This is a genomic window from Acinetobacter sp. FL, assembly GCF_040744925.1.
GTDB lineage: Bacteria > Pseudomonadota > Gammaproteobacteria > Pseudomonadales > Moraxellaceae > Acinetobacter > Acinetobacter radioresistens.
Map to the genome: position 1 here is coordinate 932,290 of NZ_CP160437.1, position 15,579 is coordinate 947,868.

Genomic DNA, 15,579 nt, shown 5'->3' on the forward strand with positions numbered 1-15,579 from the left:
AGGCCCTTTTTTTGTTATATTGGGTCAGTTTTAAATTATTTATCTTTGATATTTCTATGACTAAAGAAACGGTGCAATCGAAAGCTAAATTATGGGTATTGATGGGACTGGGTTTATTGATTCCAATTTTTCTGGTCAGTATGGGTTATATTGCAGTAAACAGTGATGCCAAGAATCAGGAAAAGTACCGACAGCAACAAGCTGAACAACTGGCAAAAATCAAGGCACGTGAAGAAGCAGAAAAATTAAAGAAAGAATGAAATTTCAGGCAGAGTTATTAAATATATTCTCAAAAGCTTAAAGTATATCTTTTCGAAGCTGTCGAATAGTTGGAATTTCTGTATATCGTATAATCCTGTAGCCCGCTTCTTTGAGCATCGCATCCCGTTGCCGGTCTTCTTCTTCTTTATAAAGATGTGTAGGGTCATCAAGTTCAATTATGGCAATCACTTCAAACTGAGTGTTTAAAACGACAAAATCTGTAACTTTGCGATTAAATTTCTGACGGATTTTATAGTCATCGCTCGTAATGAGTGCACTAAATGCCACTTGAGCCAGTATATGCTGCTGTGGGAGAGCCTCTTTAAGGCGAATAAACATGCGCTTCTCAAAGGCAGTAATGACCGGTTTAGCCAAAAACTGCTTTTTAGAAGTAAGGTACTGCTGAAGACTTAAATATAGGAGTCCAAGACTTGCCAAGATACCAATAATTAGAAATGAATTATGAATAAATTCTGACACAGTAAGATCTTTCTATAAGAAAAAAGCCCACTTAAATAAGCGGGCTTTTTAGAATCTTGGCTCTCCCACCTGGGCTCGAACCAGGGACCTGCGGATTAACAGTCCGTCGCTCTACCGACTGAGCTATGGGAGAATCTGTGGGCTATTCTATGGAGGAAGAGATAAATGGTCAAGTGGAAACAGCTAAAAAATCATTAGATTTAAAGCGTTTGTTTTAAAAATATTCAGTAAGTGAATCTTGGCGAACAATAAGACCCATCAATAGGAATAATTTGAATATATTCTTGGCGTAATAAAAAAAGCCCACTTAAATAAGCGGGCTTTTTAGAATCTTGGCTCTCCCACCTGGGCTCGAACCAGGGACCTGCGGATTAACAGTCCGTCGCTCTACCGACTGAGCTATGGGAGAATCTGTGGGCTATTCTATGGAGGAAGAGATAAATGGTCAAGTGGAAACAGCTAAAAAATCATTAGATTTAAAGCGTTTGTTTTAAAAATATTCAGTAAGTGAATCTTGGCGAACAATAAGACCCATCAATAGGAATAATTTGAATATATTCTTGGCGTAATAAAAAAAGCCCACTTAAATAAGCGGGCTTTTTAGAATCTTGGCTCTCCCACCTGGGCTCGAACCAGGGACCTGCGGATTAACAGTCCGTCGCTCTACCGACTGAGCTATGGGAGAATCTGTGGGCCATTCTACGGATCAATTATATAGGCGTCAATTAAATAATTTATAAGAATAAACTGATTGATCTATAAATATTCATTTATAAAATAATGTAATAAAAAATCACCCAGCAGGGTGACTTTTTAAGGCAAGAGAAAGATTATTTCTCAACTCCAGCAGGCTGGCCTGCAAGTTTTGCATTTACATATTCCCAGTTTACCAGGCTTTCCAGGAAAGTAGAGATATACTTAGGGCGTGCATTGCGGTAGTCGATATAATATGCATGCTCCCATACATCAATGGTCAGAATCGCTACTTTACCATGAGCCAATGGTGTATCTGCATTTGAAGTTTTCATAATTGACAGGTTGCCATTTACTTCATCAGCCACTAACCAAGCCCAACCTGAACCAAACTGTGTAGTAGCCGCAGTTGCGAATTCTTCAGCAAATTTTTCATAAGAACCGAAAGCTGCATCAATTTTCTCAGCAACAGGACCAGTAGCTTTACCGCCACCATTTTTAGTCATACAGTTCCAGTAGAATGTATGATTCCATACTTGGGCTGCATTGTTAAAAATACCTGCTTTAGATGCATCACCCGCAGTTGCTTTGATGATGTCGTCCAGCTCTTTACCTTCGAGGTCAGTACCTTCGATTGCTTTAACCAGATTCACCACATAAGTGTTGTGATGTTTGTCATGGTGGAATTCTAAAGTTTCTTTACTAATGTGCGGCTCAAGCGCATCGTAGTCATAAGGAAGAGGAGGTAAAGTAATGGTTGTCATGTTCTAATTCCTTGCATTTGCTGGGTTATACAATTAAGTGCCTCTATTGTAATTGATTATCTGCATGGTAGGCCACGCTTTTTAAATAACAATACATAATAAAGGCCGAATTTATAAAGTTGTAAACAATTCCAATCGTAACATAAGGTTTAAACCGGATTGTTCAGTTCATGATAATGATATTCGAGGGCAAACTGTTCAGCCAGTGCTTGACCTAAGCGTTGTACACCATAACGTTCAGTCGCATGGTGCCCACAGGCATAGTAATGTACATCTAATTCCTGAGCCTCATAATAAGTTCGCTCACTAACCTCACCGGAAATATAAGCATCACAACCCTGAACAGCTGCTTTAGTAATGAAATCCTGAGCAGCTCCAGTACAAAAACCTATTTTTTGTACAGATAACTTTTCTGCAGGTAGATGAAGTACCTGGGTGTTTAAACGTTCTGCCAGATAATTTCTAAATGCTTCCGGACTTAATGCTTCTGGTAAATAACCAATGTTACCCACCGGATGCCGTTCAGATGGATCAAGTGCTTCAAGATGCTCAAGGCCAAGTAAATCAGAAATGGCAGCATTATTACCCAATGTTGGGTGTGAATCTAAAGGTAAATGAAAAGCGACAAGAGAGATGTTATTCTGTATTAAAGTTTTAATACGTTTGCCGCGCATACCGGTAATCGGATAGGGTTCGCCTTTCCAGAAATAACCATGATGAACCAATAGCAGATCTGCTTTTTGTGCAATCGCCGCATCAATAGCTTCTTGTGATGCAGTAACTGCACACAAAATTTTATTTACTTCCTGCGAGCCTTCAATTTGCAAACCGTTCGGCGCATAGTCACGAAATTCGGAAGTTTTCAATGTCTGATCACACCATTGAAGAATATCAGTCAACCTGGCCATGATTTACCTTAATAATTAAACTGGACAATGGGATATAGAAACATATTTTATCTTGTAACTAAAGCCAGACAAAACTTTAGTGTGTTTTAAAGCGTATATTTTGTATTTGTATTACAATCACCTAGATCTATTACGCATTAACAAATCAAAAGAATCTAGAGGATAATAACGTGCGCCGAACCTTTGCCTGGTTACCTTGGGTACTGCTGGTCATTGTGATTATCAGTTTTATTGGCTGGCAGAAATTCCATCAGCCCAAAGCGCCAGTCGCTGCTGATGGCGTAAAAATGCCTGCTGAAAAAGTTGAACCTTTAATTGATACCTCCCGTTCTGGAGGAGTAGTCTCTTATAATGCCGCAGTAAAAGTTGCTGCGCCTGCGGTGGTTAATATTTTTACCACGCAAAAAGTTCGGCAGATGAATCATCCCTTATTAAATGATCCGGCATTTCGTGAATTTTTTGGGGATCAGCTACCAGACCAGTTTAATAGCCAGCAGAATGAAAACAGTCTTGGCTCAGGTGTTATTGTGCGTCCTGATGGATACATCCTGACCAATAACCATGTAGTGGCACAAGCAGAACAGATTGTGGTGGCTTTAAATGATGGTCGCCGTGCTGAAGCAAAAATTATTGGTACTGATCCTGATACTGACCTTGCCGTTATCAAGATTGAACTGGATAAATTACCTGTTTTACCTTTTAAACTCAGTGGTAATGAAGTCGGTGATGTGGTGTTGGCAATTGGTAACCCGTTTGGGGTAGGGCAAACGGTAACGCAGGGAATTATCTCTGCAACTGGCCGTTCTGATTTGGGAATAAATACCTATGAAGACTTTATCCAGACAGATGCTGCAATTAACCCGGGTAACTCAGGTGGTGCATTAATCGATGTTGCAGGTAATCTGATTGGGGTAAATACGGCAATTTTCTCACAGACCGGTGGCTCACTTGGAATAGGTTTTGCCATTCCGGCTAAAGTCTGTCAGCAGGTGTTAAATGCCATTTTGAAAGATGGCCGTGTAGTAAGAGGATGGCTAGGAATCAGTCTGGTTCCACCTGCACAAACTGATGTACTGGCACCACGTGAGCCAGGTGTCGTGGTTGCGGGAGTACTGGGTAATGGCCCAGCTGCCAAAGCCGGTGTAAAGGTAGGGGACCGCATTTTAAAAGTGAATAATGAGCAGATTACCTCAACATCGCATTTGATCAATTATGTCGCTTTGCAAGCACCGAACAGCACTATCCAGCTTCTGGTGGAGCGCGAAGGCAAGCAGCAGACCTTAAATGTAAATGTAGGAGAGCGTGAAGTTCAGAATCAGGACTCCCAGTTTATTCCATTACCTCGCCGTTAATCTTCCAGTAAAAAGCCTCCATATGGAGGCTTTTTTTATATTTATTTTAAAACTACAACTGGTTAGAGGATGGAGAAGAAAGAAACTCAGCCTTAAATGTGGCAATAGCTTCAATTCGGCGCTGAATCAACATTTCTCCAATATCCGGCCCTTGTATTTCCGGAGGTAAGTCTTGTGCCTTGATTGAACGGACAATCTCGATGACTTGATACATGTAGCTGGCTTGCGGATAAGGACGGTTTTCTAGACCTAAGCGGCCTCTAGAGTCACATTCACATGCCTGTACAAAAGCTTCGACCCGTTCCGGACGGCGTAAAACGTCTAAACGTTGCAGCAGGCGCCATAAGGTTCCAGGTTTTAGAGTTAAAGCCTGATGGCATTTTAAGTGTTCTTTGCAGACTGCCAGAGCCAGTTGCTTGGTAGTAGCAGGAACTTTTAAACGATCGCATACAGCAGTTACGGGTTTTACACCACGTTCTTCATGCATGATATGGCGGGGTAGAATATCTGTTGGCGTAAGAGCTTTGCCAAGGTCATGAACCAGTACCGCAAAACGTACATCAAGTGAATAATTCGCCTGACATGCCTGCTGTAAGGACATCAGCGTATGAATACCACAGTCAATTTCAGGATGATATTCTGGCCGTTGAGGAACTCCAAACAGGGCATTCAGTTCGGGTAACAGGATATTTAAGGCGCCACATTCACGTAAAACTTCAAAATAGACATCAGCGCGCTGTTCCATTAAGGCACGAGAGGTTTCTTTCCAGACCCGCTCTGGGGTCAAAGTATCCAGTTCGCCCGTATTGACCAGTTGCTGCATGAGGCTCATGGTCTCTTCAGCAATCTTAAAACCGTAAGGAGCATAGCGAGCAGCAAAACGGGCAACACGTAATACACGAAGCGGATCTTCAATAAAGGCATCGGAAACATGGCGTAAAACTTTATTTTTGAGATCTTGCCGGCCTTGATATGGATCATATACCTGACCTTGTTCATCCATGGCCATAGCATTAATCGTTAAATCGCGACGGATTAAATCTTCTTCCAGAGTCACGCTGCTATCCGTATGGAATTCAAAACCGTGATAGCCCTGACCGGATTTACGCTCAGTACGCGCTAAAGCATATTCATCCTTAGTATCAGGATGCAGAAATACTGGAAAATCCTTACCAACTGGCATAAAACCCTGAGCGAGAAGCTGCTCAGGCGTTGCTCCTACCACAACATAATCTTTTTCTTGATAGGGATGACCAAGCAAATGGTCCCGGACAGCACCGCCTACTAAATAAACTTGCATGAAAAAACCTCTATTCTTCAAGCAATCATGCAACAGAATAGAGGTTTTCTCAAGTAAAGAACTTTAGCTTTTATTCAGTTAAAGCTTATACCTCAGCTTGCTGAATTTCAGCAACAGTCAGTGCAGTCATATTAACCAGACGACGGGTGGTGGCGGTTGGGGTTAAAATATGCACCGGTTTAGCAGCACCCAGTAGAATCGGGCCAATTGTTACGTTATTGCCTGAAGTAGATTTAAGCAGGTTAAATGAAATATTGGCTGCATCCAGATTTGGCATAATCAGCAAGTTGGCAGAACCTTTGAAGCGTGAATTCGGGAATGCAAAATGACGAATATTTTCATCAAGTGCTGCATCACCGTGCATTTCACCTTCAACTTCCAGCTCTGGCGCAATGCGTGACAGAATTTCATATACCTGACGCATTTTTTGTGCACTTGCATCCGTCTGGTCAGAACCGAAGCTTGAATGTGATAGCAGGGCAATGCGGGGCGCGATCCCAAAACGGCGTACTTCTTCAGCTGCCAGAATTGTCATTTCAGCGAGCTGCTCGGCAGTCGGATTAGTATTGACATAGGTATCTGCAATAAACAGGGTGCGGTCTTCAAGCATTAATGCATTTAAAGTGAAGAACGTACTACGACCTTCACGTAACCCAATGACATTTTTAACAAAATCTAGGTGAATGTCATAGCTTGAATATGTACCGCAGAGCATACCGTCTGCTTTGCCATGACGTACCAGCATGCCTGCAATCAAAGTGGAGCGGCGACGTGCCTCACGCTGTGCATATTCGGGTGTTACCCCTTTACGCTGCATTAGCTGATAATAATCGTCCGCAAACTTTTCATAGTCAGGATTCTTTTCCTGATCTACGATTTCAATATTTACGCCCTGTTCAAGACGCAATCCTAGTTTTTTGATATTAGCTTCAATAACCGCAGTACGTCCAACCAGAATCGGCTTAGCCAGACCTTCATCTACTGCAATCTGAACAGCACGTAATACACGAAGGTCTTCACCTTCAGCATAAGCAATGCGTTTCGGATCAGTCTTCGCCTGTGCAAAAATTGGCTTCATGATAAATGCCGAGTTATAAACAAACTCGGACAAACGCTGGCGATAGGCTGAGAAATCTTCAATCGGGCGGGTAGCTACACCAGAATCCATCGCTGCCTGAGCGATAGCAGGAGCAATTTCCAGAATTAGGCGTTGATCCAGTGGACGCGGAATTAAATATTCACGGCCAAATGAAGCTGATTTTTCGCCGTATGTCGCTGCATCTGCTTCAATATGTGCCATACGTGCAATCGCATGTACACAGGCAATTTTCATTTCTTCATTAATTGTAGTTGCACCCACATCAAGTGCGCCACGGAAGATATACGGGAAGCACAGGGCGTTATTGACCTGATTCGGATAGTCTGAACGGCCTGTTGCCATAATGACATCAGGACGAACCTCGTGAGCATGTTCAGGCAGAATTTCAGGGTCCGGATTGGCAAGTGCGAAAATGATCGGGTTCTCTGCCATTTGCTTGACCATTTCTTTGGTCAGGATACCTGCCGCAGAAAGCCCCAGGAACATATCTGCGCCTGCCATGACTTCATGGAGCTGGGTTTGAGGGATGTCCTGTACATAGCGTTTTTTAGACTCATCCAGCCCATCACGTGAGGTGGTTAGCAGGCCTCGAGAGTCAGCAACAATAATATTGTCTTTGTTTACGCCCAGCGCACACAGCAGATCAAGACAAGATAACGCAGCAGCACCGGCGCCTGAGGCTACAATCTTGATCTCATTAATTTTTTTATTGATCAGTTGCAAGGCATTTAGCAGGGCAGAACCTACAATAATACTGGTACCATGCTGGTCATCATGAAATACCGGAATATTCATGCGCTCACGGAGTTTGCGCTCAATATAAAAACATTCTGGTGCTTTAATGTCTTCAAGGTTGATACCGCCGAATGTAGGCTCAAGTGCTGCCACAATATCAACAATCTTGTCGGGATCATTTTCAGCAATTTCAATATCAAATACATCGACACCGGCAAATTTTTTAAAGAGTACACCTTTGCCTTCCATTACCGGTTTAGAGGCTAATGGACCAATATTCCCCAGTCCTAAAACAGCAGTACCATTACTGACCACAGCAACCAGATTGCCCCGTGCCGTATATTTTGCGGCAGCTGAAGGGTCACGTTCAATCTCAAGACACGGAGCTGCAACACCTGGGGAATAGGCTAAAGCCAGATCACGCTGGTTGACAAGCTGTTTGCTTGGAGTGACGCTAATTTTTCCTGGTGTTGGGAATTCATGATAGTACAAAGCTTGCTGTTTTAATGATTGATCGTCCATTTGAATCTCGATTGTTACATGTGTTGGCCCAGCAGCATGCTGGTCGGTTTTGGCTAAATTTTATCGAATATACCATTACTTGAGCGCTTATCCCAGCGTAAAACCAGGCTTTTTCCATTCACTCAAGTTATAGTCATAATGTCTGGCTTTATAGTTAAAATATTTTAAGAAAAAAGCGAGCTGAAAATAAAAGCTCACAATGCCCAGAGGATATAAGAGCTTATATCAAAATGATTACGGGTTTTTTTAAATACGAATATAACTGAAACTAGTCATTAGTTAATCACGTATTTACAAGCTTGAGTTAAAAGTGATGAATAATGACTTAATTTAACTTCGTATATTGGTATAAGTCTAGTGTGTTGAGAAATGGTGATTTAAGATAGACAAAGCGACTACAGGCGCTGTTTCAGTACGCAGTATGCGTTCTCCAATGCACCAGTTTTTAAAGCCAGCATGATTGGCCATGTCTATTTCTGCTTCACTCAACCCGCCTTCCGGACCGATTAACAGTGCCAGATCTGTTTGAGCATCGGTTAAAACATTCTGCTGACGCTTATTGGGAGCAAGCACTAGCCGGGTTGCTGGTAAATTCTGCTGTAGCCAGTCTGTGAGTGGAACAGGGGGTAATATCTCTGGAATCCGGTTCATGCCACATTGCTCACAGGCTGCAATTACAACAGCTTGCCAGTGATCGAGCTTTTTTTGATCGCGATCGTATTTTAAGCGCATTTCACATCGTTCTGATGTTAACAGCTGAATGGTCGTAACACCCAGTTCTGTGGCTTTCTGAATGACATAATCCATTCGGTCACCTTTGCTCATGACCTGACCCAATACTGTTGTAAAAGGTGGAGTACGATCTGCCGGGTTAGACGACCTGATTGCAACAGATGCAGTTTTCTTGCTGATTTCTGTCAAATTCGCTTCAAATTCACCACCCCGTCCATTGAACAGGGTGGCACTGTCACCAATCTGTGCACGTAATACCTTCACCCAATGATGAAACACTGTTTCTGTAAGCTCAACTGTTGTTCCTACAGTTAAATCAGCTTCAATATAAAAACGTGGCATGAATGTATTACTCTTCAAAAAAGCAGATGATTAATTTAGCTCAGGCTAAACCCAGGTCAAGTACAAGCTGGCGGGTGGGTTCGGTCTGGTTCATTGAGTAGAAATGCAGACTTGGTGCACCACCAGCAATCAGACGTTCGCAAAGCTTTAGCACGACTTCATGACCAAAGTCCTTAATTGCCACACTGTCATCGCCATAAGCAGAGAGTTGTTTACGAATCCAGCGAGGAATTTCTGCACCTGTGCCGTCAGCAAAGCGGATCAGGTTGCTGGCGTTAATGATGGGCATAATACCTGGTGCAATAGGAATATGAATCCCTTCCTTTGCAAGGCGATCCAAGAAATAAAAATAGGAATCCGGATTGAAGAAAAACTGGGTAATACCCGCATTTGCGCCAGCATTAACCTTTTCAATAAAGCGACGAATATCAGCATCAAAGCTTTCTGCCTGAGGATGCATCTCCGGATAGGCTGCAACTTCAATATGAAAGTGATCACCTGAATGTTCACGAATAAAACGTACCAGATCCTGTGCATATGGAAGTTCGCCCAGACCGACCTGACCGGATGGCAAATCACCACGCAGGGCAACAATACGTTTAATGTTTTGAGATTTATACAGATCCAGCAGCTCTGCTATACGTGCCTTATCATCCCCGATACAGGAAAGGTGAGGTGCTACCGGTGTACCCTTGCCATTAAACTCTTCAATTGCAGCCAAGGTACGTTCACGGGTGGAACCTCCGGCACCATAAGTCACCGAAAAGAATTCCGGGTTCAAATGTTGAAGATCCTGGTGAACCAGTTTGAGCTTTTCTGCACCAGCATCAGTTTTTGGCGGAAAAAACTCAAAAGAAATCGGAACACGTTTAGTCATTTTTCAAATCCTTTGTTTAATTTATAAATATGTCAGACAAAAAAAGGGCAGGATGCCTAAACATCTGCCCTTAAGATATCTTAATATTTATAAGCGTCAGACTTGAACGGACCTTCTACTGGTACACCAAGGTAAGCTGCCTGCTCAGTGGTCAGTTGTGTCAGTACTCCACCAAAACCTGCAACCATTGCGGCAGCAACTTCTTCATCCAGTTTCTTCGGTAGCAGTTCTACACGGATTTTTGCTTGTTTTTGATCTTCTGGAAGATCGGCAAATTTCTCGGCAAACAGGTGCATCTGGCCTAAAACCTGGTTGGCGAAAGAACCATCCATCACACGAGATGGATGGCCTGTAGCATTACCCAGGTTCACTAAACGACCTTCAGAAAGAAGAATCAGATAATCGTTTTCATTTTCTGAACGATATACCTGATGTACCTGAGGTTTAACTTCAACCCATTTATAGCCACGCAGGTAAGCTGTATCGATTTCAGTGTCGAAGTGCCCGATGTTGCAAACCACTGCACCTGCTTTTAGTGTATCCAGCATCGCAGCATCACATACGTGATAGTTACCGGTTGTAGTAACAATCAGATCAGTATTTTTGAGAAGATCTACATTAATATCTTCTTTATTACCGGTCTGAACACCATTTTTATATGGAGATACTACTTCGTAACCATCCATGCAGGCCTGCATTGCACAGATTGGGTCAACTTCAGTTACGCGTACAATCATGCCTTCTTGACGAAGTGATTGTGCAGAACCTTTACCTACATCTCCATAACCGATAACAAGTGCACGGCGGCCAGAAAGCAGCATGTCTGTTGCACGTTTGATGGCATCGTTAAGTGAGTGACGACAGCCATACTTGTTATCATTTTTAGACTTGGTTACGGAGTCATTGACATTGATGGCAGGAACTTTCAGTGAACCGTCTTTCCACATTTCGAGTAGACGTGCAACACCCGTAGTAGTCTCTTCAGTAATACCATGAATTTTTGCAATCAGTTCAGGATACTTTTCATGTACAACAGCCGTTAGGTCACCGCCGTCATCCAGAATCATGTTGGCATCCCAAGGTTTGCCGTTTACATTGATTTGCTGTTCAAGACACCACATGTATTCTTCTTCAGTTTCGCCTTTCCAGGCAAAAACAGGAATACCAGATGCAGCAATTGCAGCAGCAGCGTGGTCTTGAGTCGAGAAGATATTACATGAAGTCCAGCGAACTTCTGCGCCCAATTCAACCAGTGTTTCAATTAAAACTGCAGTTTGAATAGTCATATGGATACAGCCGAGAATTTTCGCGCCTGCCAGTGGTTTTGCTGCTGAATAACGCTTACGCAGACCCATCAGGGCAGGCATTTCAGCTTCAGCAAGTTTAATTTCTTTACGGCCGTAATCAGCAAGTGAAATATCGGCAACTTTATAATCTGTAAATGAAGCAGTAACCGCGTTCATCAGGATCTCCTAGAAAAAATAGTATGGATCATTCAGTTCGCGGATGCCGTTGTTGGTAAGCTTGAACAGACATACCGATCGTCGAGCCTGGCGATTTTACATTTAGTGCCTGTAAAACGTCGCAGCATCCCTCGACTAGCGCAGTATTGTACTTGGATTCTAAAAACGTTCCAAGTTATAAGATGCAATATTATTTATTTTCCTTATACCAAGGTTTTGACTGGTCAAAAGTCTGCCTGTTTTGGTTGTAGTTTTAAAAATTACATTACAGTTTTTAATCTTATTACCAGTTAAAAGTCATGATGCAATTTGCACTTAAATAAATATTATTTTTAATCTGAATAGTGAATACCTGACATGCAGTTTCTTATATCAGGTTTTAAAGTCCAGACGTGAAATCTGCTGTCAAAAAGCATCAATATTATTTCTGCAAAATACATATATTTGTATAATATCCAGTCTCTTTTTAAGAGTAGAAGTTCTACAAATACTGTTTAAAGTGGTCAATAGCCCGGGCACGACTGTATTTTAAATCTACTATGGGTTTTGGATAGTCCAGTTGCTGGACAGTTTTACTTTCATAGGGTGCGTGAATTGTTTTAGCATCCAGATGTGCCAGTTCGGGTATCCATGTACGGATATATTGACCTTCAGGATCAAACTTTCTGGACTGACTGACCGGGTTGAAAATACGGAAATAGGGCACTGAATCCGTGCCGGTGGAAGCACACCATTGCCATCCCCCATTATTTGCCGCCAGGTCACCATCAATCAAATGCTGCATAAACCACTGTTCACCTTGGCGCCAGTCAATCAGAAGATTCTTACACAAGAACATGGCTGTAATCATGCGGACCCGGTTATGCATCCAGCCAGTGACCAATAACTGCCGCATTCCTGCATCTACAATTGGAATACCAGTTTGGCCTTGCTGCCAGGCAGTTAATGCAGTTTTATCATCGTGCCAGGGAATATTCCGAGCATTGGCTTTGAAAGGTAAGTATTTTGAAACATTTGGAAACTGATAAAGAATATGCTGATAAAATTCACGCCATAGCAGCTCATCTAGCCAGATGCTCTGGCCCTCCTGTTCAGGCACAAAGTACCCGCTTTGATGCCGGAATAAAGCCTGTATACATTGGCGTATAGAAAGTACGCCAATATTCAAATAGGCAGAGAGCTGACTGGTTCCGGAGTGTGCAGAAAAGTCTCGCTCAATATGATAATGCTGAATATGATTTTCAAGAAATTGTTCAAGTAATGTATGAGCATGGTTTTCGCAAGCAGGCCAGAGCTGTTGAATGGATTCTGGAACAGGTATGTCAAAAAGCTGTCTGATATCTGGCACTGTCTGCTGAAACTGATCAAGAGCAGGGAGAGTTATAGGATTTTGAGCTGTAATTTCTGTATAACATTTTGGTAGCGCTATTTCTAAACGGCTATAACAGGCTTTTTTAAAGGCACCAAAGACCTGATAAGGCTGTCCATTTTGGTTGGTAATACTACCGAAAGGGAATAGAGTGCGGTCTTGGTATAAAGTCAAAGCAATACCGGATGTATCGAGCAGTTGCTGACAGTCCTGATCACGTTGCTGCTCGTTTATACCTGCCTCAATATGGGCATGTATTTGCTGAACGCTTAAACTTTGACAGCATTCAAGCAAAAACTCAGGAACTTCCTTCCAGAGAGGAATAGTTTGTATAATGATAGGGATATTGAGCTGTTTTAACTGTTCTTTTAAAACTTTAAGCTGTCTTAAATAAAGATCAATTTTGATCACGGCATCATCATGTTGCCGCCATTGAACTGGTGAAAGGGTAACAAGCGCAATGCAGGGACCAGTCTGTCTGGCATGCCATAATGCAGAATGGTCAACAATACGTAAATCCTGACGGAACCAGACCAGTTGATATGCAGACATAAAAGCCAGTAATTAAAATAACATTATGTTTATCATTAAGAAAAATGGTTAAAAAATCAAGCTGAAGCTATTTCTAATACTGAAAAATAACTATAAAAAAAGCAAAGCCTGAGCTTTGCCTTTTTTGATCAGACGATCTTAGTGGTGGTGACCACCCGCGCCATGAACATGCCCATGATCAAGCTCTTCTTGAGTTGCATCACGGATATCAACAATTTCAACTTCAAAAGTCAGGTCTTGACCAGCTAGCGGGAAGTTCGCATCAACCAGTACGTTTTCGCCTTCAACTGCTTTAACAGTCACGATCTGAACACCGTCATCAGTTTGTGCTTGGAACTGCATACCAGGCTGGATATTATCTACACCTTGGAACATTTGAGCTGGAACTTCCTGTACAAGGTCAGGATTATATTCACCGTAACCTTCAGCAGCAGGTACATTTACAGTAAATTTCTCGCCTACTGTTTTACCAGCCAACGCATTTTCCAAACCAGGAATAATGTTACCCGCACCGTGCAAATAAGCCAGTGGTTCACCCTGAGATTGGTCGAGAGTCTCGCCCTCTGCATTGGTCAGTGTATAGTGGAATGAAACCACATGATTATTTGCAATAGCAGTCATATTATTGATCCAGTCAATTTTTTGAAGGGTACATCATAAGATGAAACACAGCGTTTTTAGAAGAAAAATCCTAAAAAAACTGTGATTTCGATCTTTTTGAAGCCAATTTATTCAATTATGGGGTTGTGTGATGAAATTTCAATGCAATTTTATTTTCGGCCGAATTCTTCGTGTAACAAAATCTCTCACTGTGAGTGCACCAGCCTGGTTGTAGCCATATATATTAGCCTGATGTAAGCGGTATAGTGAGATATACAAGCCTTTGGCGACCGATCCCTGGACATTTACCTGGCCCAGGAGTTGGCCCACAGCCTTATTCTGGCTTAATGAAATCAGTGAGCCCTTATCGGAAAAATGGAACATGGGTATTGGCCGCTCCGCAATACGGGCTGTTAAAGCTCTAACCAGAAAAGTTGCTTGCTGGCTGGCAACCTGAGCACGGGGCCCAAGGGGGGGCTGGTCTGCTTCAAGCTGACAGTGCGCACAATCACCGAAAGCAAAAATATCCGGGTAATTATAAGTCTGCAGGGTGGCATAGACTTTAATACGGTTTAAGTGATCTTTTTCAAAGCCTTCTAGCTGTTCAATGACCTGCGGTGCCTTGATACCGGCTGCCCAGATATTTAAATCAGTTTGCAAGGCACTTCCATCCTGAAAAGAGATATGGTCTTTAGCGACATGCTGTACTTTATGGCCAGTCAGGACTTCAATGCCTAGCGTTTTGATTTGTCGTAATGTATTTTCGGCCACTTTTTCTGGAAGGACAGGCAAAATCCGGTCTGCTGCTTCAATTAAAGTAATTTTAACCAGATCAGGGTGTATATGATTCAGGCCATAACGGTAAAAATTTTCTTTAGCCTCGACCAGTTGTGCTGCAAGCTCTACACCCGTTGCACCAGCACCAATGATTGCAATATTAAGATGATTGGGCTGTTGGGAATACTGTGCATCCAGATAAGTGTTCAATAAATCTTTCTGAAACTGGTCAGCCTGAGCACGGTTGTCCAGGAAATAGCAATATTCTTTAGCTCCTTCTGTATTAAAATCATTTGATACCGAACCCACAGCAAGTACTAGCGTGTCATAGCTTAATGTTTTAAGGTTTTTGCCTGTAGCGGAGCAAAGCTGAATCTGTTTTTTCTCGGGTAATACATTACATAGACTGCCTGATACAAACTGGTAGTGATGTCTGGCGGCATGAGCAAAATAATTGACTTCCTCGCTATATGGGTCCAGCGTACCGGCAGCGATTTCATGAAGAAGAGGCTTCCAGATATGAGTAAGGTTCTGGTCAACTAGCGTGATTTTTGCTTTAGCTTGCTTGCCCAGACTATTGCCTAACCGGGTCACCAGTTCGAGGCCACCTGCGCCACCGCCGACCACGACGATATGATGTAATTCTTGAGCCATTTTGTACCTGTTTATATTTTATTTCTAAGGAAACATAAAAAAAGAAGATGGCAAAACTATGCCATCTTCCTGATTGATTCTTTGTTATATTTATATGGC

The 15,579-nt window shown here is 42.4% G+C and carries 13 protein-coding genes and 3 tRNA genes; 2 read left to right on the top strand and 14 right to left on the bottom strand.

From position 1 onward, the window contains the following. Positions 1–56 precede the first annotated feature (56 nt). Positions 57–260 (top strand): hypothetical protein, encoded by a 204-nt coding sequence (locus tag ABZP31_RS04255; RefSeq protein WP_034686241.1) that lies wholly within the window; start codon positions 57–59, stop codon positions 258–260. 37 nt (positions 261–297) lie between these two features. Here ABZP31_RS04255 and ABZP31_RS04260 read toward each other — a convergent pair whose 3' ends face one another. From ABZP31_RS04260 to ABZP31_RS04285, 6 genes are all read right to left on the bottom strand, one after another. After that, positions 298–741 (bottom strand): DUF2726 domain-containing protein, encoded by a 444-nt coding sequence (locus ABZP31_RS04260; RefSeq protein ID WP_005406095.1) that lies wholly within the window; start codon positions 739–741, stop codon positions 298–300. Positions 742–798: 57 nt separating this feature from the next. Continuing rightward, positions 799–874 (bottom strand) — tRNA-Asn (locus ABZP31_RS04265). A gap of 200 nt (positions 875–1,074) precedes the next feature. Then, positions 1,075–1,150, bottom strand: a tRNA-Asn gene (locus ABZP31_RS04270). Positions 1,151–1,350: 200 nt separating this feature from the next. Beyond that, positions 1,351–1,426, bottom strand: a tRNA-Asn gene (locus tag ABZP31_RS04275). A 145-nt stretch (positions 1,427–1,571) separates the two neighbouring features. Further along, complete coding sequence (locus ABZP31_RS04280; RefSeq protein ID WP_005015109.1) at positions 1,572–2,198, bottom strand: superoxide dismutase; 627 nt, start codon at positions 2,196–2,198, stop codon at positions 1,572–1,574. A 149-nt stretch (positions 2,199–2,347) separates the two neighbouring features. After that, positions 2,348–3,106, bottom strand: a complete 759-nt coding sequence (locus ABZP31_RS04285) for a Nif3-like dinuclear metal center hexameric protein (RefSeq protein WP_005025232.1) — start codon at positions 3,104–3,106, stop codon at positions 2,348–2,350. Positions 3,107–3,276: 170 nt separating this feature from the next. On the opposite strand from ABZP31_RS04285, the gene ABZP31_RS04290 reads away from it, so the two are divergent. After that, positions 3,277–4,458: a trypsin-like peptidase domain-containing protein gene (locus ABZP31_RS04290; RefSeq protein WP_005015106.1), complete on the top strand. Its 1,182-nt coding sequence runs from the start codon at positions 3,277–3,279 to the stop codon at positions 4,456–4,458. A 52-nt stretch (positions 4,459–4,510) separates the two neighbouring features. On the opposite strand, the gene ABZP31_RS04295 is transcribed toward ABZP31_RS04290, so the two are convergent. The 8 genes from ABZP31_RS04295 to ABZP31_RS04330 all read right to left on the bottom strand — a co-directional run bounded on the left by ABZP31_RS04295 (position 4,511) and on the right by ABZP31_RS04330 (position 15,480). After that, positions 4,511–5,758 (bottom strand): multifunctional CCA addition/repair protein, encoded by a 1,248-nt coding sequence (locus ABZP31_RS04295; RefSeq protein ID WP_005015105.1) that lies wholly within the window; start codon positions 5,756–5,758, stop codon positions 4,511–4,513. Between the two features lie 85 nt (positions 5,759–5,843). After that, on the bottom strand, positions 5,844–8,114 hold the full coding sequence (locus tag ABZP31_RS04300) for an NADP-dependent malic enzyme (RefSeq protein ID WP_005406117.1): 2,271 nt from the start codon (positions 8,112–8,114) through the stop codon (positions 5,844–5,846). Positions 8,115–8,468: 354 nt separating this feature from the next. Next, positions 8,469–9,188: a 16S rRNA (uracil(1498)-N(3))-methyltransferase gene (locus ABZP31_RS04305; protein WP_005015100.1), complete on the bottom strand. Its 720-nt coding sequence runs from the start codon at positions 9,186–9,188 to the stop codon at positions 8,469–8,471. Between the two features lie 40 nt (positions 9,189–9,228). Further along, the gene (gene metF / locus ABZP31_RS04310; RefSeq protein WP_005025240.1) at positions 9,229–10,065 is read right to left on the bottom strand and encodes a methylenetetrahydrofolate reductase [NAD(P)H]; all 837 of its coding nucleotides are present in this window, start codon (positions 10,063–10,065) and stop codon (positions 9,229–9,231) included. 80 nt (positions 10,066–10,145) lie between these two features. Beyond that, positions 10,146–11,528 (bottom strand): adenosylhomocysteinase, encoded by a 1,383-nt coding sequence (ahcY, locus tag ABZP31_RS04315; RefSeq protein ID WP_034683111.1) that lies wholly within the window; start codon positions 11,526–11,528, stop codon positions 10,146–10,148. A 481-nt stretch (positions 11,529–12,009) separates the two neighbouring features. Beyond that, positions 12,010–13,449, bottom strand: coding sequence for a deoxyribodipyrimidine photo-lyase (locus ABZP31_RS04320; RefSeq protein ID WP_367156920.1), 1,440 nt, complete (start codon positions 13,447–13,449; stop codon positions 12,010–12,012). A 138-nt stretch (positions 13,450–13,587) separates the two neighbouring features. Further along, the gene (locus tag ABZP31_RS04325; RefSeq protein ID WP_005015096.1) at positions 13,588–14,070 is read right to left on the bottom strand and encodes a peptidylprolyl isomerase; all 483 of its coding nucleotides are present in this window, start codon (positions 14,068–14,070) and stop codon (positions 13,588–13,590) included. Between the two features lie 138 nt (positions 14,071–14,208). Next, positions 14,209–15,480 carry an NAD(P)/FAD-dependent oxidoreductase gene (locus tag ABZP31_RS04330; RefSeq protein ID WP_248133991.1) on the bottom strand — a complete coding sequence of 424 codons (1,272 nt, stop codon included), beginning with the start codon at positions 15,478–15,480 and terminating at the stop codon, positions 14,209–14,211. Positions 15,481–15,579 lie beyond the last annotated feature (99 nt).